Source organism: Comamonas sp. SCN 65-56, assembly GCF_001724135.1.
GTDB lineage: Bacteria > Pseudomonadota > Gammaproteobacteria > Burkholderiales > Burkholderiaceae_C > Comamonas_C.
Genome location: NZ_MEDS01000022.1, coordinates 1 through 25455 on the forward strand (window position 1 = coordinate 1; position 25455 = coordinate 25455).

The 25455-nt window shown below is 69.2% G+C and carries 26 protein-coding genes; 5 read left to right on the forward strand and 21 right to left on the reverse strand.

Translation table 11 applies throughout. The annotated features are described in order from the left end of the window. Positions 1-77 precede the first annotated feature (77 nt). From ABS45_RS12100 to ABS45_RS12195, 20 genes are read right to left on the reverse strand one after another with little or no spacing between them, the layout of a single operon-like run. Complete coding sequence (locus ABS45_RS12100; RefSeq protein WP_291555784.1) at positions 78-1892, reverse strand: conjugal transfer protein TraG N-terminal domain-containing protein; 1815 nt, start codon at positions 1890-1892, stop codon at positions 78-80. Positions 1893-1919: 27 nt separating this feature from the next. After that, positions 1920-3392 carry a conjugal transfer protein TraH gene (locus tag ABS45_RS12105; RefSeq protein ID WP_291555785.1) on the reverse strand — a complete coding sequence of 491 codons (1473 nt, stop codon included), beginning with the start codon at positions 3390-3392 and terminating at the stop codon, positions 1920-1922. A gap of 10 nt (positions 3393-3402) precedes the next feature. After that, positions 3403-4251, reverse strand: coding sequence for a conjugal transfer protein TraF (locus ABS45_RS12110; protein ID WP_291555786.1), 849 nt, complete (start codon positions 4249-4251; stop codon positions 3403-3405). After that, positions 4252-4650: a hypothetical protein gene (locus tag ABS45_RS12115; RefSeq protein ID WP_291555787.1), complete on the reverse strand. Its 399-nt coding sequence runs from the start codon at positions 4648-4650 to the stop codon at positions 4252-4254. Then, positions 4647-5858 (reverse strand): conjugal transfer protein TraN, encoded by a 1212-nt coding sequence (locus tag ABS45_RS12120; RefSeq protein ID WP_291555788.1) that lies wholly within the window; start codon positions 5856-5858, stop codon positions 4647-4649. Before ABS45_RS12120 ends, ABS45_RS12115 begins: the two co-directional genes overlap by 4 nt. Further along, positions 5855-6844 carry a hypothetical protein gene (locus ABS45_RS12125; protein WP_291555789.1) on the reverse strand — a complete coding sequence of 330 codons (990 nt, stop codon included), beginning with the start codon at positions 6842-6844 and terminating at the stop codon, positions 5855-5857. The genes ABS45_RS12120 and ABS45_RS12125 overlap by 4 nt, the downstream gene beginning before the upstream one ends. 2 nt (positions 6845-6846) lie before the next feature. Beyond that, on the reverse strand, positions 6847-7545 hold the full coding sequence (trbC, locus tag ABS45_RS12130; RefSeq protein WP_291555790.1) for a type-F conjugative transfer system pilin assembly protein TrbC: 699 nt from the start codon (positions 7543-7545) through the stop codon (positions 6847-6849). Continuing rightward, the gene (traU, locus tag ABS45_RS12135) at positions 7529-8572 is read right to left on the reverse strand and encodes a conjugal transfer pilus assembly protein TraU (RefSeq protein WP_291555791.1); all 1044 of its coding nucleotides are present in this window, start codon (positions 8570-8572) and stop codon (positions 7529-7531) included. The genes trbC and traU overlap by 17 nt, the downstream gene beginning before the upstream one ends. Continuing rightward, on the reverse strand, positions 8559-9224 hold the full coding sequence (gene traW, locus ABS45_RS12140; RefSeq protein ID WP_291555792.1) for a type-F conjugative transfer system protein TraW: 666 nt from the start codon (positions 9222-9224) through the stop codon (positions 8559-8561). The genes traU and traW overlap by 14 nt, the downstream gene beginning before the upstream one ends. Next, complete coding sequence (locus tag ABS45_RS12145) at positions 9211-9765, reverse strand: S26 family signal peptidase (RefSeq protein ID WP_291555793.1); 555 nt, start codon at positions 9763-9765, stop codon at positions 9211-9213. Before ABS45_RS12145 ends, traW begins: the two co-directional genes overlap by 14 nt. Before the next feature lie 17 nt (positions 9766-9782). Then, complete coding sequence (locus tag ABS45_RS12150; protein ID WP_291555794.1) at positions 9783-10148, reverse strand: hypothetical protein; 366 nt, start codon at positions 10146-10148, stop codon at positions 9783-9785. Continuing rightward, positions 10145-12712: a type IV secretion system protein TraC gene (gene traC, locus ABS45_RS12155; RefSeq protein WP_291555795.1), complete on the reverse strand. Its 2568-nt coding sequence runs from the start codon at positions 12710-12712 to the stop codon at positions 10145-10147. Before traC ends, ABS45_RS12150 begins: the two co-directional genes overlap by 4 nt. Positions 12713-12715: 3 nt before the next feature. After that, the gene (locus ABS45_RS12160; protein WP_291555796.1) at positions 12716-13306 is read right to left on the reverse strand and encodes a TraV family lipoprotein; all 591 of its coding nucleotides are present in this window, start codon (positions 13304-13306) and stop codon (positions 12716-12718) included. After that, a complete protein-coding gene (locus ABS45_RS12165) occupies positions 13303-14133 on the reverse strand; it encodes a DsbC family protein (RefSeq protein ID WP_291555797.1) in 831 nt (276 codons plus the stop codon). Before ABS45_RS12165 ends, ABS45_RS12160 begins: the two co-directional genes overlap by 4 nt. Next, a complete protein-coding gene (locus tag ABS45_RS12170) occupies positions 14120-15523 on the reverse strand; it encodes a TrbI/VirB10 family protein (RefSeq protein ID WP_291555798.1) in 1404 nt (467 codons plus the stop codon). The genes ABS45_RS12165 and ABS45_RS12170 overlap by 14 nt, the downstream gene beginning before the upstream one ends. Next, complete coding sequence (locus ABS45_RS12175; RefSeq protein ID WP_291555799.1) at positions 15516-16244, reverse strand: type-F conjugative transfer system secretin TraK; 729 nt, start codon at positions 16242-16244, stop codon at positions 15516-15518. Before ABS45_RS12175 ends, ABS45_RS12170 begins: the two co-directional genes overlap by 8 nt. Then, the gene (gene traE / locus ABS45_RS12180; RefSeq protein ID WP_291555800.1) at positions 16177-16800 is read right to left on the reverse strand and encodes a type IV conjugative transfer system protein TraE; all 624 of its coding nucleotides are present in this window, start codon (positions 16798-16800) and stop codon (positions 16177-16179) included. Before traE ends, ABS45_RS12175 begins: the two co-directional genes overlap by 68 nt. Further along, positions 16797-17087 carry a type IV conjugative transfer system protein TraL gene (gene traL, locus ABS45_RS12185; protein ID WP_291555801.1) on the reverse strand — a complete coding sequence of 97 codons (291 nt, stop codon included), beginning with the start codon at positions 17085-17087 and terminating at the stop codon, positions 16797-16799. The genes traE and traL overlap by 4 nt, the downstream gene beginning before the upstream one ends. Before the next feature lie 12 nt (positions 17088-17099). Beyond that, positions 17100-17396 carry a TraA family conjugative transfer protein gene (gene traA / locus ABS45_RS12190; RefSeq protein WP_291555802.1) on the reverse strand — a complete coding sequence of 99 codons (297 nt, stop codon included), beginning with the start codon at positions 17394-17396 and terminating at the stop codon, positions 17100-17102. 48 nt (positions 17397-17444) lie between these two features. Continuing rightward, entirely contained in the window at positions 17445-17948 is a 504-nt protein-coding gene (locus tag ABS45_RS12195; RefSeq protein ID WP_291555803.1) for a lytic transglycosylase domain-containing protein, read from the reverse strand. A gap of 322 nt (positions 17949-18270) precedes the next feature. Between ABS45_RS12195 and ABS45_RS12200 the strand changes: the two genes are divergently transcribed. Genes ABS45_RS12200 through ABS45_RS12210 form a run of 3 tightly spaced genes read left to right on the forward strand, consistent with a single transcriptional unit; the run spans position 18271 to position 22095 of the window. Beyond that, entirely contained in the window at positions 18271-19395 is a 1125-nt protein-coding gene (locus ABS45_RS12200; RefSeq protein ID WP_291555804.1) for a DNA-binding domain-containing protein, read from the forward strand. Beyond that, entirely contained in the window at positions 19395-21392 is a 1998-nt protein-coding gene (gene traD, locus ABS45_RS12205; protein ID WP_291555805.1) for a type IV conjugative transfer system coupling protein TraD, read from the forward strand. The genes ABS45_RS12200 and traD overlap by 1 nt, the downstream gene beginning before the upstream one ends. 34 nt (positions 21393-21426) lie before the next feature. Beyond that, entirely contained in the window at positions 21427-22095 is a 669-nt protein-coding gene (locus tag ABS45_RS12210) for a DUF4400 domain-containing protein (RefSeq protein ID WP_291555806.1), read from the forward strand. Positions 22096-22134: 39 nt separating this feature from the next. Here the strand turns inward: ABS45_RS12210 and ABS45_RS12215 are convergent, their stop codons facing one another. After that, the gene (locus tag ABS45_RS12215; protein WP_291555807.1) at positions 22135-23325 is read right to left on the reverse strand and encodes a hypothetical protein; all 1191 of its coding nucleotides are present in this window, start codon (positions 23323-23325) and stop codon (positions 22135-22137) included. A gap of 146 nt (positions 23326-23471) precedes the next feature. Between ABS45_RS12215 and ABS45_RS12220 the strand changes: the two genes are divergently transcribed. Both ABS45_RS12220 and ABS45_RS12225 read left to right on the forward strand, forming a co-directional pair. Further along, positions 23472-24551 (forward strand): hypothetical protein, encoded by a 1080-nt coding sequence (locus ABS45_RS12220; protein ID WP_291555808.1) that lies wholly within the window; start codon positions 23472-23474, stop codon positions 24549-24551. Further along, positions 24551-25447, forward strand: a complete 897-nt coding sequence (locus ABS45_RS12225) for an antitoxin (RefSeq protein ID WP_291555809.1) — start codon at positions 24551-24553, stop codon at positions 25445-25447. Before ABS45_RS12220 ends, ABS45_RS12225 begins: the two co-directional genes overlap by 1 nt. Positions 25448-25455 lie beyond the last annotated feature (8 nt).

Sequence of the window (25455 nt, forward strand, 5' to 3'; positions counted from 1 at the left end):
ACGACGCGCTGGGAAGCCTGCCGCCAGCGCGCTACCGCGAGCGTCTGCTCGCGGCGGAAATTCCACTCTAGAACTGTCTACTTGACGGGGGAGCTTACGGACCCGCCGGCCGAGGCGCTGGTCGCACCCGATCGCTGCTGCGAGCGCTCGTAGCTCTCCTGAATGCCGAGTGCTCGGCTCAGCGCCGTGGCCTGGCTGCGCTGCATAGCCTCGCGCTCGGTGCGCGCCAGGGTCTCGGCTTCGCGCGCGCTTTCGCCCAGGGCGTTCGCTTGCCGTTCGGTGAAGGTGAAGGTGCTGGCCAGCCGGCTCAGGTTGGCCTGGTAGCGGAAGACGCCGGTATCGGGACCGCTGCCGTGGATGGTGGTGCCGTAGGCGTCGCTGGTCGTCGACATGAAGGCGGACGATCGTGTGGGAGCCAGCTGCTGCTGATCCATAGAGACCGCGTTCTGGGTGATGCTGCCCTTCGAAGTGGCTGCCGCTTCGCTGGATGCCGCCGACTGGACGGCGCCGACGCCGGTTACCGCCTGGAACGCCACCTCGCCGCCCTTGATGATGGCGGTGGCGATGATGGGGATCGAGATCACCATGTAGCCGGCGATGGCCTGGTCGGAGACCGCGCCGCTGTAGATGCTGGCAGCGGTTTCGAGCGCCAGACCCTGGGCGACCGTTCCCATTTTGGCCGCGGCTTCGAGATTGCGCGCGCTGGCCAGCGTGGCCACGTAGTTGAGGATGGCGTAGAGCGGGGGCCAGAGCTGGATCCACACCAGGCTCATCGCGAAGCTCTTGATGGCCATCGCGAGGCCGCGGCCCTGTGCCAGCAAGAACAGCAGGAACACGAACGGGAACACGGCGTAGATGACTGCCTCGATCACGTTGCGTACCAGCGGCAGCGCCTGTTCAGCGATCTTGCCCATGGTGAGGAACGCGGAGTTCGCCGACGCCGTAGCGTTGGCGCGCGCGGTGGCGATCATCAGCGCGGCCGGGTCGTTGAGCTTCTGGCCGGCAAGGCTGCGGCTGTCCTGCACCAGGTTGATCATGATGTTCTGGCGCAGCAGGTCCGCGGCGCCCTGGGCCGCGGTGGCGATCTTCGTCTTGTAGTAGGCCTGTTCGATCTGCGCGTCGATGGCCGTGAGGGCGGCGGCCGGCTCCAGCGTGGGGTTGAGCTGGAAGGCCAGGATCGATCTGGCGTGCGCCACTTCGGCCGGCAGGCGGGCGGCGAGGTAGGTGTAGGCGTTCGGGCAGGTGTCGACCTGCACGGGGTTGCCGTACGTGGTGAAGCGCGCCGGGTTCGGGGTGCCCATCAGCGACCAGATGTCGGTGCTGCGCGCGAAAGCGGCCGGGTCGATCGTGCCGTCCTGCAGGTCGTAGACGGTGCAGTTGTGGACGAAGGCGATGAGGTCGGTGCGCAACTGCGGGTCGGCCACGTTCGCCGCGCGGGAGGCCTGGATCAGACGGTTGCCGAACATGACGCCGTTCTTCTGGTACACGAGTTCGCCAGGGAGCTGCGCGTTGGTGGCCGGGATGACCTGGAAGGCGGTCTCGAAGAACCGAGTCATCACGTCGCCCACCTTGCTGGTGGCGTGCCCGAAGAAGGCCACGCCGATCGGCACGTTCCCCACGGCCACCGGCGGCTGGCTGCCGAGCTTGTCGACGATCACCACGGTCGACTTGGGCAGGAAGAGCGCGTAGTACACGAGCAGGAAGCCCATCAGCCAGCCCCAGCCGTGGAACTTGCCCGGCGTGAAGAGCCCGGCGAACGCCGCCACCAGCACGCCGGTGATGGCGATGGCCTTGATGAGACCGAAGTAGTCGGCCCCGCCCATGATGGCGGCGATCGCGTTGAAGACCCCCGTCAGGGTGTCGACGTTGCCGTAGGCGTAGATCTCGAACATGCGGGCGCGAGCGGCTCGTGCCCGGACTCAGGAGCCGCGGGCGCCGCTGCTGGCGCTGAAGTCGAGCATCGACTTCACCGACGAGGGCATCGAGCTCCAGAGCTGGCGCTCGAGCGTCTGCAGGTCCTGGGTCATCGAGGAGACCGAGCGGACCTTGGCGTAGGCGGCCTGCTTCTCGGCGAGAAGCTGGCGCTGGGCTTCCTGGGCGTTCTCTCTGATCGCGTCGATGTACTGCTGCTCGATGCCGGTGCGCTTGAGCGCCTGCGACAGAGCGCTCATGGCCTGGCGGATGGCGCGGTTGAGGAAGGTCTCCGCGTAGTCGAGCGCGATCACGTCCTTGTAGGTCTCGATCAGCGTCTCGGCGGTGCTCGATCCCGGCACGGCGTTGGCCACCGACAGCATCTTGTAGACCGGCTCGGTGGTGTTGTTGACGAAGCCGATGTCGGCCGGCGCCTGCGGGCTGCGCGTGGCGATGTTGTCCGACATGCGGCGCAGCCGCTCCGACACCAGCCGGGTGAAGGGCTTGGCCGACACGGTGGTGCGTGTCGGATTCAGGCACTCCGCGGGCTCGTCGCAGACATACACCTCGATGTCGACGTTGCCCTCCGTGGCCGAGGCGCCGCGGCCGAGCAGCAGGTCGCGCAGGCCCACGATGGTGGGCTCGGCGTAGCGGGGTGTAGCGCCGCTGCCGTCGTCCGCCGGCGGAAACAGGATCACGGTGCCGATCACGCTCATGATCAGCTCCTTCTCCTGCTGGCTGATGCTGCCGCCGACCTGATTCAGCGCGATCCAGGTGACGTTGCCCTTGACGAAGGTGGCGTTGCGCACGTTGGGGTCGGCGCTGTTGGCGGCGATCTTCACGACTGCGGGCGCGTTACTGGCGCAGGTGAGCCGGGCTTCGGCCCGGTCGGAGACGCTGCCGAGGTACTGGGAGATGTTCGCGCAGCCGCTCATCACCGAGTTGTCGTACTCGCCCACCACGCCGTTCACCAGCGCCTGCGCAGCTTCGCAGGAGTTGATGTTCATCGCATTGATCTTGTTGATCTGGTCCTGCAGCTCGGTCAGCAGCTTGTCGATGTCGGGCGAGATCGACTGCAGCGCGAGCTTGAAGGCGTAGCCCACCGCGTTGGCGCCGATGTTCTGCAGCAGCGCGATGAACTGCTGCTTGTTGATGAAGGAGAACGCGCCGCCGTAGATGTCGATGCCGCCGCAACCGGCTCGCAGGCTGGGCAGCTGCACCGTGGCCAGCGGATAGTTGCGCCCCGGGGCGCGCATCATCAGGCTGCCGCCGGTGTAGAGGTTCATCGCCTGGCCGCGGAATGCGCCCGGAGTGGTGATGTTGCCGAGCGCGCCCAGGTCGTTGAACATCGCCTGCATCTCGGCGTTCAAGTCGGCGGGGTGACTGACCAGCGGTGTGGTGGCCAACGTCACAGCGAGCAGGCTGGCGATCAGGCGCTTGCCGAGGTGTCGGGCAGGGCGGTCGTTCGGGTGGCGTGCCATGGTCGGGTCCTCAGGGCTGGCGGGCGCCGGCGGGAGTGTCCTGCGCGAGTGCGGCGATCCGCTCGACCAGGTCGGTCATCGACATCACGCCGAAGCCCACCGGGACGATCTGGCGGGTGGCCGGCGCGGTGAGGTAGAGCGCCGGCACCGCCGTGGCATTCAGGCGCGCGGCCATACCGTTGTCGGGCCGGGCGTTCGGGTACTCGGGGATGGCGCGGCCGTCCATGCTGATCGCGAGCACGGTGAACCCGAACTCCTGCTCGAAGCGCTTGAGGATCGGCGCGAAGCGGTGGCAATGCGGGCAATCGCCGCGGAACACGAAGATGAGCCCGTGCGTGGTGGCCAGGCTCTTGATGGTCTGCGCCTGCCGCTCGCGCTGCTGCTCGTCGAAGACGTTGATCGCCATCGCGTTGGTGGGCCGTCCGCTCAGGCCGTAGTCGAGATCGGGCACGGTCCACACCAGGCGCTGCCAGCGCTCGGCGAAGTGCTCGGACTTGTTCATCACCATGCGCTGGTAGCGCATGTAGGCCGTCAGGTTGGCGTCGGTGGGGTTCATCACGGCAACGCGCTTCAGGTCTTCCAGGCGCTTCTGCATCGCCTCAAACTCGACCAGCTCGCGCGGCGGCTTTGGTCCCGACGGCGCTGGCCGAGGGGTTGAAGCGAGTGGGTCCCGGTACCAGAACCAACCTTCGCGATTGCGCAGCCAGTACGCGGCGTCTTGTGGGTCGGCGGCGATATCCTTGGTGGCTTCGTTCGCGCCTTGCGCCCACGACTCGGGGGCGGGAAGCGCCGTGGCGAGGACCAGCAGCGCCGCGACGATTCGCGCCGCCCTGCAGGTTGTCGGAGGCTTCGCACGCATCTACCGCTTCTCCGGAAAACTGCCGTCCCGGCAGAAGCTCACCTGCCAGCGCAGTTCCTGATCGGTGCGCTTGCCTTGCTCCAGCACGTCGCGCTGGCGCGTGGTGACTTCGAGCCGCGCGCAGCCGGGCTGGGGCAGGGCGTGCAGTGTCGACACGTCGATCTCGATGGGCGTGGTCGCATCGAAGCGGCGCCGCACGTAGTCGGCGCCAGGACCGGTCAGCACGCCGTATGCGCTGCCGCGCTCGGCGGCGAGCACCAGCAGCGGCTTGATCTCCGAGACGGGGATTCGCGGAAGGGCCTGCGCGAGCGCCGGTGCGGCGAGCAGCGCGCAGAGCAGGACGGCCGCGAACGCAGGTCCGCGCGGCGTGGTGGGCGAGAGGGTGGCGACCGGTTTCATGGGCCGAAGTAGCTGTTGACCTTCTGCTGGGCCCGCTGCTGGATGTCGCCGAGGTTCGGCAGCGTGGGCGCGATCTCGGCGTAGAACTCGGTGAGGTCCATGCGCGAGAAGTCCAGTGCCTGGAGCTGCGCGAGCGCGAAGCCGCTGCAGTCGGGGCCCTGGGCGCCGCCCCAGCCGCGGCCGAGTTGCGCGCGGCCCTGCTCGTTGATGATGCGCGACAGGCGCGAGTTGAAGCAGCAGTAGGTCTCGGTGGTCTCGATGCAGGTGCGGATGATCGGCACTCGCGCCGAGCAGTAGCTGCCGACGCCGTGGCAGAGGCGGTTGTCGCGCTTCATCGCGAGAACCTGTTCGGCGTCCTCGCAGGACAGCAGGCCCGAGAGCTGGATCGCGAGCATCGCGAGCGTCCACGGGCCTGGCACGAGCGAGGTCACGAAGGAGCCCACCGACAGGTCGCCGGCGATCAGCCCGGCGAGCGCCGAGGAGCCGCCGCCGGCGCCGAAGAGCGCCTCGAAGCCGGCGATCACGAGGTCGGGCGCATCCGCCGTGAAGAGGGCATCGTAGGTGTAGCTCGAGCCGATGGCGCCGAGGGCCTGGCCGCCGGCGCCGGTGATCAGGCTGAAGGTGGAGAAGAGCGAGCCGTCGGTGCCACCGCCCTTGCAGCAGTTCACCAGACCGAAGAGCTTCTTGCGGCAGCGGTTGTCGTAGCCCTTGAAGGCTTCCAGTGTGTTTGGGTCCAGGTAGCGACCGGCTTCGCGCTGTGCTTCCAGTCCTGCGACGGCACGCGCGAAGTCCGCGTCCGGCGCGTACCCGGTGTCGAAGCAGCGGCCGTCCAGGCAGAACTGCTGGCCGCCACAGTTTGTGACCGTCGAGGTGGTGCCCGTGGCGACGCGGCACTGCCAGGTCTGCTCGTAGAGCATGCAGGCGCCCTGGGGGTTCGTGTCCATGCAGCGTGAATCGACCTGGCTGCAGCCGCGGTCGCGCAAGGGCTGGCAGTCGTCGGTGCTGTTCTGCGAGACGCAGGTGTAGGACGCGCGGTAGCGCCAGCAGTCCCGTTGCACCGGGTAGCCGCCGATGGTGCGGGTCTCGGGGCCTTCGACACAGGTCTCCGCGGTCTGGTAGCAGTCAGCGGCTATCGCGGGTGCGGACGCGAACAGGCAGAGCGCCAGCGCGCCGCCGGCGATCCAGGCGAAGCGCCGCGCGGCTCTCATTGCGAGCGCGCCTCCAGCGTCGCGCACTGGTTGTCCCAGGTGTCGCTGAAGCTCACCGTGGTCGGCATCGCGAAGGTGTTGGCGCCGTAGTAGCTCGTGCCCTGGCAGGGGTTGTAGAACCACGCACCGATGGTGCAGTTGGGGCCGGCGCAGCTCTGGCTGTAGTAGGTCTGGTAGCAGAAGAAGCCGTCGATGCGCGAGGGGCCAGGGGTCTGCGGGATCTGCGTGTTCAGGCTGCCGGGGACGTCTTGCGAACCGAGGTCCATGTAGACCTGGCCACTGCCCTTGTCGATGGTGAAGACGTGCATCGTGTAGCTGTTGGTCCCGCAGCTGAAGTCGAAGGCCAGGTAGTCGATGCAGGCGGGGCAGGGGTCGGCGGTGACGCGGGTGAGGAACTGGCCCGCGGAGCAGCCTGGCGTCTGGATCGGCGTGACGATCAGCACCTTGTCGCAGGTGAGGGTCTCCAACGTGCGGTACTGGTGGCAGATCGCCGTCTCGAAACGGTCGGGCGTGGTGACGGTCTGGACGGCGCAGCCGCTGTAGGTGCCGGCGATGTTTCCGGCGATGGCCTGCGGATCGGCGGTGATCGCACGACCGCGCGTGAGCAGGGGGTCGGTCGGCGCGATGCCGAAGCTCGGCCGTTGGGTCGGATTGGTCTGCGAGAACTGCACGGCGGTGCAGGACGGATCGGCGGCGGGGCCGCTCGCGCAGGCACTGGTTCGCGCCGCGGCCTGGGTGCCAAGCCCCGGGCTGCCGAAGTAGCTCGCCTCCGGGGGATTGGTGGTGTAGCTCGGAACGGTGGACTGCGCCGTGCTGCCGCTGATGGTGCCGCGGGCCGCGGTATTGCCAGTCCGGCCGAGTGCCTTGCCCTGCTCGAAGGCCTCACCCTGCGTTGGCGGCGACTGCGCGTAGAGGGACGGCATCGCTGCGAACAGCGCGGCCGCGAACGCGACGAGCTGGCCGGTGAGTCGACTTGCGGGCCGCATGCTCAGGAGCCCTTCAGCCGCGCGAGCAGCGGCGCCACGAGCGGTCGCGCTTCGGGGCGCTGCCTGGCCAGCGTGTCCAGCGCGTGGTCGAGGCTCACGTCTCCCGACACGCTGACGAAGGCCGGCGGCGCGCGGCAGTCCGTGCTGCAGCTCGTCGCCGTGTCGGCGCGATCGTCGAGACTCAGCACGAAGGTCGGCGCGCGTTCGATGCGATGGCGTGCGAAGGCTTCGGGGTCGATCACCCACGCCACCTGACGCTCGCCGATCAGGCTGGAGACGGCTGCGAGGGTCTCGCGCATCGAGTTTGCCTTCATGCCCTGCAGCACGAGGACCGCGCCGCTGCGCGCGGCCTGATCGGTCAGCAGCTGCAGGCTCGCGCGGGGCATCTCCAGCGTGATGAAGATGCGAAGCGGGCTCGCGGCCGTGGCCTGTGCGGACGGGCTGCCGAGTCGCGCGCCAGCCCGGGCGAGTGCTTCGATGTCGGTAGGTGCCGCCGTCGACGGCAGGTTCACGCGCGGCGGCGCGGTCACCGGTTGGGCACCGAGACGATCGGCTTGCGGGAAGGGGTGGACTTTCCGTGCCCGCTCGATGTCGTCGGCATCGGGCCAGCGCGGCGCCTGGGCGAGCGCGATGCCCGCGGCGAGCAACCCGAGCGCGCAGGCGGCCGCCACGATGGCGCGGATCTCAGTACGCGCCGGCACAGCAGTTCCTCTTGCGGAAGATCTGGTACGCGAAGTCCTCGCCCGAGACGGGGTAGGACTTGCCCGCGCCCCAGATCATCGTCGTGCGGCCATAGGGCTGGCAGCACTGGCCGGCTTCCTTCGCGGTGGCCGGCACCGGGTAGACCATCTGCAGCTTGTAGTGGGTCTTGTCCATGATCGGCAGCGGGTAGTAGCCGCAGAGCCCCGCCGACCCGGCGCCGGTGAACGTCACCAGCTGCCGGTGCATCTTCGCGGTCATGCGCTGGGTGATCAGCGTCGAGGCCTGCACGCCGCCGATGTGGGTGGCGACGTGGCCACCCATCGGGTAGATCGAGCCCTGGCAGCCCGCGCACCAGAACAGGCTCGCGATCGGCATGCCGGCGGTTGCGGCCACGCAGTCGGCGGCACACGCGGCTTTCGCGGGTGCGTTGGCGAACAGCACCGCTTCCGGGTTCAGGATGGCGGTGAGCTCGTCGTCGGCCCACAGCGGATCGACCTCGGTGAGATAGGCGAGGTCGAGCGAGCCCTTCTCCAGGCAGGGGAAGTCGAGCAGCACCTCGAGCCAGGTGAGGATCGGATTGGCGTACCAGTGCGCGTGATAGAAGCTGTTGCGCGTCTGGCTGTCGTGGCCGACGTGGGCGCCACGCGGCACGTCGAGTCCGGGGTCCAGCGCGATGCCGCCCAAGCCGACCATGCAGAAGGGCGTGCGCGTCACGTCCACCATGCGCACCGGCTCCCAGAAGCCGATCGACACGCCGATGCGGGGCGGGTTGCTGCAGTAGCAGACTGGCGACGACGGATTGCCGATGTCGAGCTGACCGTCGGACAGGATCGATGCCGAGCCGATGGTCAGCGGAAACAGGCAGCTCCAGCAGATGTCGGTGATCGGGTTCATGAAGCGGCCGTGGCAGGTGGGGCCGGCCGCGGCGGGGCCGGGCAGCAGCGCGAGCAGCCACAGGGCGAGGGCGAGCCACAGCGCCGTGCGCGGGCGATCTGCCTGCCGGTGGACGGGGCTACAGCAGCTCATCGACGCGCAGCCTCCTGCCGTCCTGGGTGACGAGCGCGGGCACCTGACGGATGCCGAGCTTCGTCGTGAGGTTGCCCTGCTGGTCGTAGAACACCGGCCGCTGCCAGCGGCGCATCAGGTCCAGGTACGACCCGCCGGTGAGGATCACCTTCACCTTGCCCTGGCGCTCGTCGATGAGCTTGCGTGCACGCGCGACCTGCTCGCGATCGCGCGCGTCGATGAAGAGCAGCGCTTGGCTCAAGCTCACGCTGTCGAGCGGATTGATCACCGTGCCGGGCGGCACGATGACCCGGCCGTCGGCGTCGCGAATGGCCTCCTGCACGACGATGCTCGGGTCGTGGTGGAAGCGGCGCGGTTGGCGGGTGCGCGAGAGCCCCGCCACGGGCGCGGGGCCTTCGACGTCTCGCCTGACCCGTGCCAGCGACTCGCGCTGCAGACGGGCGAGCGTGCCGTCCTCGCCTGCCGCGCGAAGTTTCCCGAGGATCACCTCCAGCAGGTTCGGCTCGGCGATCGGGTAGACCGGGCCGATGACGCCGAGGTCCTGCGCGTGGGCGGGCACCGTCGCGACCATCGCGGCGAAGACGACCGCTGCGAGGCGCAGCGGCCAGCCACGGGCCGTGCCGTTTGCGATCGTCGGATCAGAAGAGCGCATCGGCCCGCCCGATGATCTGGGACGTGTGGATCCAGCCGGTCAGCTGGTACCGGGAGTCGAGGCTGTCCGGATGTCCGGCCTGGACGTAGTAGCGGCCCTCCGGAATGCGGCCGGTGGGACCGGGCTCGAGCGGCTGACCTCTCCGGCTCACCGGCTTGGGCACACCTACCGGAACGCCGTTGAGGTGGAAGCCCTGCGCGTCGCGGGTGACCTCGTCGCCGGGCATGCCGGCGAGCACCTTGATGAAGGTGACGCCCGCCGGGTACGGTCCGCCGCCGGCCCAGCGGAAGGCGACGAAGTCGCCTCGGCTCGGCATCTCGCCCTTGTGGATGAGGAAGAGCCGGTGCGGCAGACTGGGCGAGGCGTTCAGCCCGAAGCCATAGTGGGCGTGAAACCAGAGCGCGACCGCGGCCATCGTGGCGTAGACGACGGCCCAGCGCTTCAGGTGTTCGACCGAGCGCTCGGCGAACGTGCGTAGCCGGACCTTGCCGCTCGATGCGAAACGGTCATGCCAGCTTCGATGCAGGAACAGGGTGCGCATGCGGGCTCCCAATGCAGCTACAGGCCGAGCCGGCGCCGCACGTCCGGCGTCAGGTCTCGCAGCAGGGGTTCGGAGCCCATCACGGCGCCACGCGCCAGCACGATGCAGCGGCACTCGCTCGGCAGCGCCTGGAGCAGCGTGCTCACCTCCGTGCCGAAGCCCGCGGCGTGGCGCAGTGCGCCGGCGCGCTCCTCGTCGCTGGCGTCGCGTTTGACCAGCACGGCGGCGACCTGCAACTCCTTCAGGCGATAGAGCTCCGCTACGTCGAGCACGGCCAGCGCCGGCAGGCGCTCGGGCAAGAGCCACAGGTGAACGAGTGCGATGAGCGCGGCGCTCACCAGCGCATTGGCGCCCACGAGCAGTGCGGCGGCTCGTGCGTTCACGCGAGCCCCCGTTCGCGCAAGACCGCGTCGATGGCGGCGGAGACGTCCAGGCCCGCCGCGCGCTTGGCGTTGATGGCGTTGAAGTCCTCGGCTCGGCTGCTGAAGAGCAGGAGGCTGTACGGATCGACGATCAGCCGGCCGATGCCGTTGCCGGCCGGCGAGTGGATGAAGACCTCGGAGTAGGCGCCGTGCTCGGTGCGCAGCGACAGCAGCAGCCGCTTCATCGCATCGTCCATCGTGAGTTGACCGAGCTTGTCCATCATCTCGATCGACTCGGGCTTCTGGCGCAGCAGGAACATCCAGTCGGAGTTGTCCAGTGCCGCCTTGGCCGCCGGGTTGCGGTAGTAGTCGTCCACGCCCTGGGTGGCCGACATGAAGGCACCCTTGTACTTGCGGGCGCGGCGGTAACCGGCCTCGATGAACTCGGCCGTGGCGCCGCCGGAAAGCAGATCCCAGGCCTCGTCGATGATCACGATCTTCTTGCGGTCGCGGGAGAAGTACATCTCGCGCGTGATGCGATACATGACGATCAGCAGCACCACGGTCTGCAGGTCCTTCTTGGACTTGAGCTCCTCGAGCTCCAGCACGATCAGGTCGGCGCCGAAGTCGATGCTGGCCTCGGAATCGAAGTACTTCCCGTAGGCGCCGTCGCGCGTGTAGGGATGCAGCATCGCGGCGAGGTCCTTCAACCGCCGGTCGCCCTCGGCGGAGGAAGACGCGCCATCGTCGTCGAGGCGCCCGGTCGCGAGCAGGTCGTGAATGTCGGTGACGGTCATGGCGCGGCCCTTGGCTTTCCAGACCTTCTTGATCGCCGCGCCCAGCGTCGAGTACTGAAAGCCGTCGAGCGACTCGCGCGGGGACACCATCTGCGCGAGCAGCGGCTGCAGCAGTTCCATGTCCTCGTCGATGTCTTCCACGAGGGGGAACGGGTTGAGCGAGAGTGCGGCGTCCTCGGTGAACTCGATGAAGCTGCCGCCGAAGTTGCGGCACGCCTTCTCGTAGGAGCGGCCGACGTCGATGATCCAGACGCGCGCACCGGTGCCGAGGTAGGCGGCGGCGATCTCGTTCAACAGTAGCGACTTGCCCGAGCCCGACGTGCCGGCGATCGCCACGTTGTAGTTGCCCGCCGGGTTGTCGTAGACGTCGATCTGCATGATCTGGCCACGCCGCCCGCCGAACAGGAGCACCGGCGTGCCCGTGCCCTGCCACTCGGCGACGAGCGGCGCCAGATGCACCGCGTTCGCCGAGGTCTTGGTGGTGACGCGCTTCATGCGCTGCAGATCGGCGTGGAACGGTGCCGAGAGCGTCATCGGCAGCGAACCGATGAGGGCCTGGGTCATCATCATCGTGTCGCTGGAGAGCTCGAAGCCGCGCGCACGGAAGATGGCACGCGCCGCCTGTTCGGCACGGGTTACCGCGTGCGGCTCGGCGAAGAGCGCGAGCTGCAGGTTGAGGTCGACGAGCTGTTGACCGTCGTCCATCGCCTTGAGCACGATGTCCCAGTCGGCCTTGCGCTCCTGCAGGTCGGGCAGGAAGCGCGCCATGTAGCTGGTGGCGTTCGTGGTGGCGCGGGCGGCCTTGAGGAAGGCCCAGTTGCGGGTGGCCTCGGCGTCCAGCACGTGCACGCCCAGCGTGAGCAGGAACGGGCAGGGGTACTGCAGCGTGCCCTGGTAGAGGTCGCCGATCAGGCTGGCGGCGTTCCACAGCGCGAAGCGCGGCGGGAAGGCGCGCACCGACATCAGGCGAAGCTCGGTTTGCAGGTCGGCGGCGGGATTGGCCAGGCCGATGCCCTGGCGGTCGATGCGCAGACCCGTGGCCCGGTCGATCACCTGGTCGCGCAGCTCGCGCCCGTCGTCGTAGGTGAGCGGGATGGCGTCGCCGGTTTGCCGGTGCGGGTCGAGCAGCGCGGAGACCCAGTTGATCAGGTCCTCCGCCGTCCACGAACGGGACGGGAAGCCGGCGGCGTGCAGCGTGGCCCGGATGCCGTCGCGCAGCAGCAGCAACTCCTCCAGGCGCGAGAGATTCTCGGGGCTACCGGGCAGCGAGACGCTGACCACCAGCCGGTAGTCGCGGAACAGGTAGCTCTGCGCCGACAGCAGCGATGTCCGGCTGCCCTTCAGGTAGTGCCCGGCACGACGCCGGGCCATGGTGCGGTGGATGTTGGTGTGCCTGCCGGCGCGGCCGAGCGTGTCGAGCTCCGGGACGACCTCGTCGGCCACTCGCAGGTTCGCGTAGCGCGCCAGCGGTGCGCGAATCGCGGGGCTCGCGTACAGGTGGAACTGGATGCCGGTGCCGGGCGGAGAGGCCGCATAGAGCGCGGTCAGCACGCGCGCCATCTCCTCGTCGGCGCCGGATTGCGGTCGCACTTCCAGGCAGAAGCCCAGCGCGTCGAGATTGACGAAGACCTGGCGGTCCGCGATCCAGGCGCGGTACGGCAGCCACTCGGAGAACGCGGCGGCGTCCTCGCCGCGCGACGTGGGGCCGGCCTTGGGCACGCGGATCAGGTCCGCGGGCTTCGCGCCCTTCAGCACGGACTCCAGATCGGTCAGCAGGCTGCGCCACATCGCTCAGGGCTCCTGGGTCGCACCATTGCCGGGCAGCAGTCCCGTGCGCGGGGGAAAGCGATCGGGCGCTGTCTCTGTGGACGGCGCGGGCTCGTGCGCTGCTGACGGGCCGGATGCAGGCGCCGTGGACGGGATCGGCGGCCGGACCGCATCGACTCGCTGTCGATTCGCCGGGAGGACGCGTTCGATCAGCCAGCGGCCGGTGTCGACCAGCACGTGCACCACCGAGGCCTCGTGCAGGTCGCCGTCGGCGTCCTCCCAGGGCGCGATCCACAGGCGCAGCACGCGTGGCTGCGAGCGGAGGGCCGATGGCGGTGCGCCGAGCCCCGGAGCGGCTGTGGATGCCGAGGCGACCGTCGCGGCGACTGCCGTGCTCGTGGGCTCCTTGGCGGGCTTCGGCAGCGCGGAGGCGGGCGGCTGGCCGTGGATCGAATTCGCGTACACGCCCGAGACCGAGGTGCACTGCGAACCAACCGGGGCCTTGCAGGCGTAGCTGCCCTCGCCGCCGAGGCCGCTCATGGTGGACGCGCAGCCGCCCAACAGCGTGGCGGTCGCGCCGACGAGGAGGGCGACGGTCCGTCGCATGTCCGTCATGGCGCCTTGCCCGTCGCCTGGGCCACGGGGTTGCCCGGCGCGGAGCCTTCGGCACTCGTAGCAGAGCGCGACAGCCAGGCGTTGATCTGCTCGGCGCTCGCGGCGCCGGGCAGCACGCGACCGTCGGCGGCGACCAGCGTCGGGGTGCCGGTCACGCCGAGGCGCTCGGCCAGTGCGACGTTGCGATCGACCGGGTGTGCGCAGTCCGCGCTGGACGGCACCTGGTCGCGGGTCATCAGCGCCTGCCAGGCGCCGAGGCGATCCTTCGCGCACCACACGGCGATGGCCTTCGCGCGCGCCTGCGGATGCAGGGAGGCGATCGGCATCAGGAAGGTGTGGATCGTCACGTCGGACAGGCCCTTCAACTCGGCTTCCAGCCGGCGGCAGTGCGGGCAGTCCGGATCGCTGAAGATCGCGAGCGCACGGGAACCGCGGCCGCGCACGTCCTTGATCGCGTCGGCCAGCGGCAGCGCGTTGAAGTCGATGCGCGCCAGCGTGTCCTTGCGCTCGGCGGTGAGGTCGCGCTGTGCCTTCATGTCGTACAGGTGGCCGAACAGGAAGTACTGGCCGCTCGCGTCCACGTAAGCGAGGTTGGCGCCCATCGCCACTTCGAAGACACCCGGCCACGGCGTCGGACGGATCTCGCCGAAGCGGGTCGAGGGGTAGAGCGCCTGCAGACGCCCGATGAGGCTGGTCAGCTCCGGCATGGTTGGCGGTTGGCTGGGCTGCGCCCATGCCGTGACGCTCAGGCAGGTGGTCAGCGCCGCGGCCAGCGCGGCTTTGCTTGCGAGAGCGCGCAGCGCGAGGCGCGCGTCAGTCGTCTTCATCGTCGTTCCTCCGGAGGGTGCGGGCGCGCTCGGCGAGTTGCGCGAGGTTGTCGGGATCGGTGCCGGCGGCGTCCAGCGTCCCGGGCAGGGCGACGCCCTGCGTAAGGACCACGTCGACGCTGCGGCCCGCGTCGACCTCGATCACCGGGAAGACCTTCTCGGCGAGGCTGATGTAGTACTGGGCGAGCCGGTCCAGGGCCTTGCCCACGCCGGTGCCCAGACCCGCTTCGAGCTGCTTGCCGGGGTCGACGGTGCTGGTGGTGCCCAGCGGCGAGACCGACAGCGTGGTGGAGCTCTGCGTGAAGGCGTGACCGATGCCGCTAGCCACGCCGGCGAGCAGCGCGTTGGCGAGGATCTGCCCCTGCTTGGACACAAGGCGTCCGCGCATGCCGGCCTTGCCGTCCTCGCCCGCCACATAGCCCTTCACTGGCACGTCGATGGCCGTGCCGTCGCGGGTGACGCATGACAGCGACTCCGTGCGGATGTAGGCGCGCTCGGAACTCACGTCGCCATAGCCGGCGCCGACGATGAAGCACTCCTTCACGCGGGCGCGGAACTGGTTGGGCAGGATCGCGTTGTCCGCGAGGCGCAGCAGGACCGGTTGGGGATTGCGCTGCGCCTGGCCGCCGGTGGGTGCGTCCAGGCCGCCGAGAAGTACCGCCCGAGTGAAGGCGCCGCTGGGCAGGTAGCGGCGCGTGTCTCGAGGGGCGGGCGTTGCGCCTGCCGCGTCCGCGGCCGGCTTGGGGCCTTTGCTTGGTGCGGCGTCGCCCAGCACGATGCTCACGATGCCCGTGGGTGTCGGCGTGCTCTGGACGCCGCCGGGCGGCGGTGGCAGGCCGGCGCCCTGTATGGCGCCTTGCGGCATCGGCGGCGGTGGCGGCGGGAAACGCTGCGGACCGGAGTCCGGCAGCGCGTTCCCCGGGCGATCCGGCCCGAAACTCGGCCGTGCCGCCGGGGCGGTGACGGGCGGAGGCGGCAGCGGCGTGAGTCCGCCGCCTTCGAGCTTCTTCAGGCGCTCGAGCATTTCCTTGCCCTGGCCTTCGAGCTCGGCATTGCGCTGCGCGAGGTCGCGCGAGCGCTGCTCGATCGCCTTCAGCTGCGCATCGGCCTGGCCGCGCCACGCGTCTCGGGGATCGACCTGCGCACCCGGCGCGAGGATGTTGGTGGACTGCGGCTTCGCGGGCTGCGCGTCGTTGCCCTTGGTGCCGGTGAGCGAGACCGACAGCAGCGTGCCGGCCACGATCGTGCCGGCGATGCCGGCGAGCAGCAGGACCTGGCGGCGTTTGATGGCTGCGGCTGAAGGCTCCGCCGGGGCCGACAGAGATCCTTGGCCCGATGGATGAGACGCGCCGGTCGGCGACATGCCGGGCGGCAGGACGGGATCAGTCATCGGCGCGGCGCTCCCGGATCACGAACAGCTGCGTGGTCTCGCCCGGACGCAGGGCCGCCTGCTCGACGCTCACGGCCATCACGCCGCGCTTGAAGAGATCGCGCTCGGCGAGTTCGAGTGCGGACGCGCCGGTGTTGACGAGCTGGTACTTCTCGCCGACCACGCCGCTGCCCAGCCACTGGCGCTGCAACGTGAGTCTTGCGCCGGACCAAAGGGTCAGCTCGCGCCCAGGCCCGCGCACCTCCATGTCGTCGGGCAGCGCGTCCTCGGCCATCGCGAGCAGGAGGTTCTTCATCGTGCGCACGTGACGGCCGCTGCGTTCGATGCGGGCGGGCCCTGCCGGAGCGTCCCGTGCCTCGCGGATCACGATGGCGTCGCTCGGGGTGTCCACCGGCTGCAGCAGCAGCCCGATCGTCGAGCGCTCCGTGCTGACGAAGAGGTTGATGGGCTTGGTGCTTTCCGGGGAGAGCGGCCGGATGAAGACCTGGCCCTTCTCGTCGTCCTTCTCCAGCACGAATTCGCCGGCGTTGCCCGTCACCTTGCGGATGCGGCCACGATCGACGGAGATGCGCGTCACCTCCTTGCGAGAGACCTTGGCGAGCACGGTCTCGCCGTCGCGCGCATCGACGACCTGCAGCGCCAGCGCGGGCTGGCTAGCGGCCAGTGCCAGCAGCAGGAGCCAGGCGAAGCTGGGACTGAGCTTGGAGTTCGAGCGGGTCATTGGGACTGGTCTCCCGGAACGCCTTCAGAAAGATCCGGCCGCTGGCGTACTGCAGCTCGATGGCGTAGCCCTTCGAGACCTCGGACACGCGGCGGTCGCTGATGAATGTGGTGAGCAGGCCCCGCACGCCGACACGCTGGGTGCGCTCGTCGACGGCGAGGTCCTGCGCGCTGAACACGGTGGAGGCGCCGTCGCGCTTGACGCGCTCGGCGGCGGTGGCCAGCACGCTGCGCAGCTCCCCGTAGGAAGCCGGCGCTGCGTACTGGAGCAGCACCCGGGACTGGTGGTCGATGCTCTGCGGCGTGACGTTCAGCGTGAGTTGCAGGAGGAAATAGGCCATCTGTTCGAGGTACTCGGCGCTCACGCGCTCGGACTCGACCCAGAAGGTCTTGTTGATGCTGGGCGGCACCACCACAACACGCTCACGGCCGGCCATGTGCATCGCGAAGGCGGCCAGCGTCACGTTGGCGAGCATCGAGCAGGCGAGCAGCAGCACGAGCAGGGCGCTCGCGCGGCGCGCGCTGGCGATGTCGGCGCGCAGCCAATCGAGCTTCATCCGGCCAGCTCGCGAAGGTAGGACGGCGGGGTGCGCTTCAGGCCCGTCATGAAGGCCGGCAGGTGCCAGTACAGCAGGTGCAGCGCGAAGGCCGGGTGCTTGCCCGCCTTCGCGCGACCGTAGGCCGAGGCGAGCAGCAGGCCGACGGCGCAGCCGCTCACGAAGAAGCCCGCGACCATGCCCGCCAGCGCGGCCCCCAGCACCAGCAGGGCCACGTCGATGTCCCACCAGAACATGCGCGGCGGGTCATTGAGGCGACGGGGGATGTCGAGGGACGCGTCGATCACGGCATCGCCCCGTCAGATCACGGCGGTCATGATCGAGTCGATGATGGTCGGCACGTAGACCATGAAGAGCGCGAAGACGACGCCGGCGAGCGCCGGGATCGGCGAGGAGCGCGCGATGCCGATACCGGCACCGAGGATGAAGGCGGCAATCGCGATCGACTTGCCGAGGAAGCCGGTCGCCCAGTTGAGCAGGGTCGTGTACATCGTCTGGAACTCGGTACCGGTGGTGCCGGCCAGGGCCGAACCGGCGGCGAGCGTCAGGACGAGGGCGATCGGGACGGCGGTGCTTGTGCGGCGAATCAAGGTCATGGTGCGGTCTCTCGGAGTGAGGTGACGGGGAAGTGCTCGGGTGAGCGGTCAGGGCAGGGTTGCGACCACCGGAGGGCGGTGATCGCCGCGGACAAAAGCGGGTGAGATGTGGCTCTGCCGTGCGGAGAGCGCGGCGGCACCGGTGCCGCGCAGGTGGCGGCGGACCTTCTCGACGTAGGCGCGGCGCAGCTCGGGATTGGCGGCGTTGTAGGCACCGACGGCTTCCCACGTGTAGCCGAGGCGCTGAACATTCCCGGCGAGGATCCATGCGCCGACGTGGATGCTCGTGCACGGATCGAAGAGATCGCGCTCGCCGATGCCGTGGGCGGCGAGCGTGGGCAGCCACACCGAGTTGATCTGCATGAGCCCGATGTCGCGGGTGCCGTTGCGATTACGTCCGACGGCCTGCGGGTCGAGTGCGGATTCAGTGCGGGCGATGGCGTAGAGCAGCTCGCTGCTGACGCCGTAGCGCACCGCCGCCGCCTCCCAGCACGCGTGGGCGGGCAGGGCCGCGAGCAGGGCGATCGCGGTGACGACACCCGCCGCCGGCATCCGGCTCGTTCTCGTGCGCAATCGGAATCCCCCTCGGTTGGCCGCTGAAGCGCGGCCTTCGGAGCGGGCCGCATTGCGTTTTCATCGTAGGGAGCGAGCGCGCGCGAATCAGGCTCAATCGGGGCCTCGACGAAGCCCCGATGCGGCTGGCGTTGGGACCGCACTCGTGAGTCGGATGCACGGCACTGCGTCGGCTCCGAGGCGCTGACGTGGAGGCGCTGGTCGGCACGCGGCGCGGCGGCCGTCGTCAAGCGGTAATCAGGTCTTTGCCGAGGCTTCGATCGGTGCTGAGCGTCTTCGAGGCGCCCGGAATACTGGTCGAATGACCTTCAACGACACGCAGGGCTCGGCCGTGACAGCGCGCGCGATCGACGCGCTCGTTTCTCTCGAACGGCCGGCGTTAACGGCGAAGGAAGTCGTGGAGCGCAGCGGCGTGGCGAACCTGATGGTGCTCGTCCGCGTCCGCATGGGTTTTCCGCCGGAGACGTTTGCGCTGGCGGCGCAGCCGTTGATCGAGCGCTATGCGGAGTACGTGCAGCTGGAGTCGGTGCCGGGTTCGCTTCGATACGGCGGACCAGGCGGACGGCTGCATCGCGCGCTCGCGATCGCGCTGCGCGCGCTCGATCACCGACGCGGCCAGATCCTGCCGCGCAATGCGCCGCCGGAGACGCTGGGGGCGCTCGCGCATCGATGGACCTACGCGGTGCTTGCGGCGGCGCTGCTGCGCGATGTCGGCAGCGAGCCGTCCACGGATGCGGCGGGACGGTTCGAGGGCTGGGTGCCTGGTTTGATCCAGAGATGGCTGGGCGAGGATGCGGCACTGGTCGCCGAGCTGCGCGCCGTGCTGACCGGTGCCGCCGATCCGTCCAGTGCCATCGCGGAGCTGGTGGAGCGCGCCGCGACCGGGGCGCGCCCGGCGATCGCAGTGTCGGTGCCGCCCGATGCGCCGGAGCCTCAAGCCAGTGCGGCGGAGGCGACGTCGGAACCGACGCTGGCCACGCCTGAAGGCAGTGGGCCCGAGTTTCTCGATGGTGTCGACGACACGGGTTCGGAGCGTGCTCGGCGCTTCATGGCGTGGGTGAAACAGGGCGTTGCCGATGGAACGCTGCCGGTCAACGTGCGCGGCGCGCTCGTTCACCGGGTCGAGGACGGTCTGCTGCTCGCATCTCCCGGCACCTTCCGCGCGTTCGTGCGTCGGGAGGGCACCGGTCGCGACGAGCCCCGCGACGCCGCCAAGCGACTGCAGCGCGAGGTCCTGCGGGCCGGCTGGCACCTGCGGACCGACGGCGGCGTGAACCTGCACGGCTATGCCTGGCGGCACGACGGGGGCCAGGACGTCCGCATCCACGGCGTCGTGATCCTCGAGCCGGCTCGCTTCGTCGATCCGCTGCCACCGGTCAACCCGGCGCTCGTTCGCGTGGCCGACTCCGCGGTGGGCGGGGATTGATGGCCTATCCGTTGGAGGCCCGGCTGCGGCCGGCGCACGAACTCGGCGCGGCCTGCGTGTCGGCGCTGGGCGCGGCGATGGTGTTGAGCAGCCCGGGACTCTTCCTGGTCACACCGCCTTGGCACTTCGCGCTGGCCGGGGCGCTGCTCGGTCACGCATTGTGGCGCGGGACGGCCGGGCTGCGGACCTTGCGCTATCGCGTGAACCTGCAGCGCCGTCGGCGCTACGAGCTGAGCTCGGCGGAGATCCCTTGGTCCACCGAGCGACTCTTCCTCGGGCGCGGGTTTCGTTGGGATCAGCGTCACACGCAGCGCTTGTACGAAGCACGCCTGCCGGCGAACCGGCCGCTCCTTCGAGGCGGCCCGCTCGCGGGTGTATTGACTGGCTTCGTGCCGGCGGCAGATTCAAGCAGCGTCGGCGGCGATCCCGGCATCCACGGGGTCGAACCCGACGAGAGCGAGATCTGGATGGATCTTGAAGACCGCGTCGGACACACGCTGGTGTTGGGAACCACGCGGGTCGGCAAGACGCGCCTCGCCGAGCTGTTGATCGCCCAGGACATCCGCCGCGGCGAGGTTGTGGTCGTGTTCGACCCCAAGGGTGACGTCGACCTGCTGCGCCGTGTGTTCGCCGAAGCCGAGCGGGCCGGGCGCGCGGGAGAGTTCTTCATGTTCCACCTCGGCCACCCGGAGATCTCGGCGCGCTACAACCCAGTGGGCAGCTTCTCGCGCATCACCGAGGTTGCCACCCGCATCGCCGGCCAGCTGCCCTCGGAAGGACAGTCGGCGGCGTTCAAGGAGTTCGTCTGGCGCTTCGTGAACGTGATGGCCCGTGCGCTCGTGGCGCTCGGTCGCAAGCCCGACTACCAGGAGATCAACCGCTACGCCTCCGACGTCGAGCCGCTGCTGATCGACTACTTCGAGTACTGGCTCGACCGCGAACCCTCTGCTTCAGGCTGGCGCGACGAGCTGCGGTCGCTGGCCATCGACAAGAAGAACCTCGACAAGGGCCTGCAGTCGCGCGGCGCGCGGGCAGTGAGCCTGGTGGAGTACGCGCGGCGCAAGAAGCTCTACGACCCGATCGCCCACGCGCTCGCCTCGACGCTCAACTACGAGAAGAGCCACTTCGACAAGCTGGTGGCGTCTCTGCTGCCGTTGATGGAGAAGCTCACCACCGGTCGCACGGCCGCGCTGCTCTCGCCCGAGCTCGACGATCCGACCGACTGGCGCCCGGTGTTCGACTGGACGTCCGTGATCCACCTTGGCGGCATCGTCTACGTCGGGCTCGACGCGCTGTCCGACTACGAAGTGGCCGCGGCGGTGGGCAACTCGATGTTCGCCGACCTCACCAGCGTGGCCGGCAGCCTCTACAAGTTCGGCACAGGCCGCGGACTGCCGGGCGAGGTGAAGCCGCGGCGGATCGCGATCCACGCCGACGAGTTCAACGAGCTGATCGGCGACGAGTTCATCCCGCTGCTCAACAAGGCGGGCGGGGCGGGGTTCCAGGTGACGGCCTACACGCAGACCTGGTCGGACGTGGAGGCGCGCATCGGCTCGCCGGCCAAAGCGGGGCAGATCGCCGGCAACTTCAACACGCTGATCATGCTGCGGGTGAAGGAGGTGGCGACGGCCGAGCTGCTGACCAGCCAGCTGCCCGAAGTGCACGTCGTCTCGACCGTGGTGTCGTCGTCGGTCTCCGACACCAACGACCCGATCGACTTCGCGGACTTCGCCAGCCGCAACGAGGACCGCATCGCGCCGGAGACGGTTCGGATGCTCGAACCGACCGACCTGGTGCAACTGCCCAAGGGCGAGGCCTTCGCGCTGATCCACGGCGGCCAGCTGCACAAGATCCGCATGCCGCTGCCCTCGGCAGCGAGCGATGCGCTGATGCCGACGAGCCTGGCGGCGATCGGGAAGACGCTGAGAGCGCGGCTCGACGGACCGTGGAATCAGCCGGAAATTGGCTTCGAGGCGGGGGAGCGGCGTGTCGTCTAGGAACGCGGCGTTTCACGACGGGGCGCTGGCGGGCGTGCTGCTGAGCCCGCTGAAGCTGGTCTTCTCGCTGGCGCTGGGGTTGGCTGCGCTCCTGCTGTGCGCCTGGATTCTCGACTGGACGTTCGTGTTCAAGGTCTGGCCGCAGGGGATCGAGCGCCTGCGCGAACTGCTCGCGCACGACCTCGAGCACGGCGTTGCCCTTGCCGCCCAACAGGGTGCCGGCGCCGGCGCCATCACCGCGCCGGCCAACGCGCTGTATTCGTTCGTGTTCGAAGCCACCGGCATCCACGACATGGGCACGCAGTTCGCCAACGGGGCGGCGCTGTCGATCCCGGACACGGTCATGCGGCGCAGCTACGTGTCGCACCGGGAAAGCATCGAGGCGGCGATGGTCGGAACCCAGCTGCTCGGGGTGCGCGCGGCGATCCTGGCGCGGTTCGCGCCGCTGCTCCTGCTCCTTTACACCGTCGGCGCCGCCGACGGCTTCACGCAGCGAGCGATCCGCCGGGCCTGCGGTGGACGCGAGTCGGCCGGCCTGTACCACCGGGCGAAGTACCTGCAGGTGGCGGTGCTGGGGCTGGGCGGCGTCTGCCTGCTGCTCTGGCCCGGGCCGGTGCGGTGGGAGCTGTGCGTGCCGCTCGGCGCGGTCCTCTTGGGCGGGCTGGCCAGCGTGCAGTGGGCGTACTACAAGAAGCACATGTAGGTCCGGTGTCGTTCGCGTTCGCGACGAAACAGGCCGGATTCAGAATCGCCAGAAGCTCGGAGCTTCAGGCTCCGGGGCGTCCAGGATCTGATCGCTGCGCCGCACGAGCGGATCGATCCAGTCGGCCTTGGCTCGGGCCCACTCGATCCACTGCTGCTTCTCCTGTGTGAGCTCGCCATCTCGGTGGGCTCGGTCCTCGACCGCGGCGATGAATTCGCGCAACCGGTTGGCGCGCTGCAGCCGGCTCGCGTCGCGGAACAGGGAGCGCAGCTGACGACGTTCTTCGTTGCGCGCGCGCACCTGCGCTTCGTATTGGGCGCGCGCTTCCTCGTAGGTTCGCCGGCGGCGCTCTTCTTCTTCCTCTTTCGCGCACTTCGCTTCGGCCAGGCCGACGATGGCGGCGACGATTCCGCTCAGGCGCGAGTCGATGAAGCTGCGTTCCGTGTCGTTCCACTTCCGTGACGGCCACGATCCCACCGTGAGCGTCAGCCGTCCGGTGGGATGCCAGTCGAACTGTGGGATGTTTGGATACTCTCCCCGGGCACCCACGCGGAAGGAGTCGTAGTACCGGTCGCGTGCCCGCACCTCCGCGCGTGTCGGCGTGTGGCTGGTTCGCGTGACCTGCTCGACGATCGAGATCGTCAACGTCGTGCCGCCGCCGACCAGAAGGGTCTCGCCCTTCTCCTCATCCACCTGCGCCGTGAAGCCGCCGGGCTCGAGTGCCTTGAGCAGCGTGTCCGCCAACCGCAGGGCGCGATCGAGCGCGTTCCTCGTCACCTGCAGGTCGAGCACCTCCTTCGGCGCGCTTCTCACGCCCGCCGGGTGATCCCAGCCGTCGCGCCGCTTCAGGCGCGCCGCCGCCGCCCGCACCAGCGGGTGCGGGTCGACGAGTTCGTCGGGCACGCTGACGCTCGGCTGGCTTTCCCGGGTCTGCTGGAGAGCGTCACGGACGCGCGCGTGCGTGGCCGCCTCCTGTTCGGACAGCGGTATCGGCCCGGTGAGGCCGCGCGCGCCGGCGGGGAGGGCGGGCAACGGCACCTTGCGCGTGGGTCGGCCAGCCTTGACCTTCGCCCAGTAGCCCCGCGGCGGCACCGGAATGCCGAGCTTCTTGCAGATCTTGACCAGCCCCACGTCCGACAGGCCATAACGGGGCGCGACGACCGTCACCGCGTCCGTCCAGACCTCTTCGTACAGTGCCTCCCGGCTGATTGGGGTGCCTTGGCGTCTCATCGCATCTCTCCTAGTTCGAGCCGGAGGCCGTCCCTGGTGGCGGCTTCCCGGTAGATTGCAGATTTGCTGTTCAGCAAATATTGTGTTTTCGTCGAATATTCGGTATGGTGCCGATATTTACTGCACAGTGAATCTAGGCGGCGACCATGCTTCAGGCGCAGGCGAGCGAACGGGAACTGATCGATCAGTTCCTGGCGGCACTTCGGTCGCTGCCCGAAGTGCGGGCCGAACTCGAAGGCCCCGGCGCGCCCGAGCTCGACGCCCAGCTCGCGCTGGACGTCGCCGGCAAGGCCATCCACGCGCTCGTCGAGTTGAAGAGGGCCGTCTACCCGCGCGACGTCCGGCAGCTCGTCTGGCGGATCAGAGACCTTGCCCGCCAACAACCCGCCGGCGAGAGCGGCGGCGAGCCGCTGGCGGTCCTGGTCGCCGAGTCCATCTCGCCGGGGGCCAAGGAGCTGCTTCGAGCGGAGCGGGTCGGGTACTACGACAGCGGGGGCAGCCTCTACCTGCCGGCCCGGGGAGCCTACCTCTACGTCGATCGGCCGCCGCCCAAGTCGTTGTCCCGCTCCATGCGATCGCTGTTCACGGGACGGCGCGCGCAGGTCCTGCACGGCCTGTTAGTTCGCCACCAGGACTGGTTCGGCGTGAAGGACCTCGCCGAGCAGACGCTGGTCTCGTCAGCGACGGCGTCCCAGGTGCTCACCGAGATGGAGCGCTTCGACTGGCTGGAGTCGCGCGGGCAGGGACCCAGCAAGCAGAGGCATCTTAGGCAGCCCGCCGCGCTGCTCGATGCGTGGGCGAAGCAGCTGGGCTCGATCCGTGCGCCGGCCCTGCGACGCTACTTCGTCCCCGCGATGAAGCCCGACGGCCTGATGGAGCGCCTCGGCCAGGTGTGCGAGGCGCGCGGTGTCGAGTACGCCGTCAGCTTCGAGGCGGCCGCGCAGCGCTACGCACCGTTTCTGTCGGCAGTCTCGCAGGTTCGATGCCGATTGCTGGCGGGGTCGGGGGCCGATGCCGCGATCGCGGACCTGGGCGCACGCGTCGTCAGCGAGGGCGCGAATCTCTCCGTCATCGAGGCGAAGTCGACGGGCGACCTGCTGTTCCGCGAGCGGGTCGGCGGCGTCTGGCTGGCCAGTCCAATTCACGTCTACCTCGACCTTCTGCGAGGCGAGGGCCGGGCCAAGGACATGGCCGATCACCTGCGGAAAGAGAGGATCGGCTTCTGATGGCCAAGCCCGCGACATTGGACGGCTACAGCGACCAGTACACGCTCGACTGCGAGCGGGTGCTGGTGACGCTGCTGCGGGGACTGGGCCCATGGAAGGACTCGGTCTACCTGGTCGGCGGCCTGACGCCGCGGTATCTCGTACCCGCGCGCCCGCCGGTCGTGCCTGCGCACGCCGGCACCCTGGACGTCGACATCGTCATCGATCTGCAGATCCTGGCCGACACCGAGGCGTACCACACGCTCGAAGAGAACCTGAAGCGCATGGGGTTCGAGAGGGCCGAGAACGAGCAGGGGGCCAAGCTTTCCTGGCGTTGGCAGACCCGGACCAAGCACGGCGCCCTGATGGTGCTGGAGTTGCTGGCCGACGCGCCGCAGATCGCCGGAGGGCGGGTGCAGCCGCTGCCAACTGAAGGCACGATCTCGGCGCTCAACATCCCGCACTCGTCGATCGTGTTCGACCTGTACCAGGTCGCCGAGATTCGCGCGGAGCTGCTCGGCGAGAACGGGATGGCGACCGAGCGCGTGAAGCACGCCGACATCGTCAGCTTCACCTGCCTGAAGGCATTCGCGTTCGACCAGCGCTTCGAACGCAAGGACGCCCACGACTTGATCTACTGCATCGAGCACGCCCCCGAGGGGCTGGACGCCGTCGTGGCAGCCTTCGGTCGGGCGCTCGCAGGCAAGCACGCGGCCGTGGTCCGAGACGCGCTGGACGTCCTTCGTCGACGCTTTGCCGACGACGGTGCGAGCGAGGGCTATCGCAAGGACGGGCCGGTCGCTGTGGCCAAGTTCGAGCAGGGGGAGGGCGACGAGGCGGATCAGCGCGAGGCGAGGGTGTTGCGGCAGCGGCAGGCCAGCGACGCGATCCAACAACTGCTGGTCCGAGCTGTATGAAGGGAACA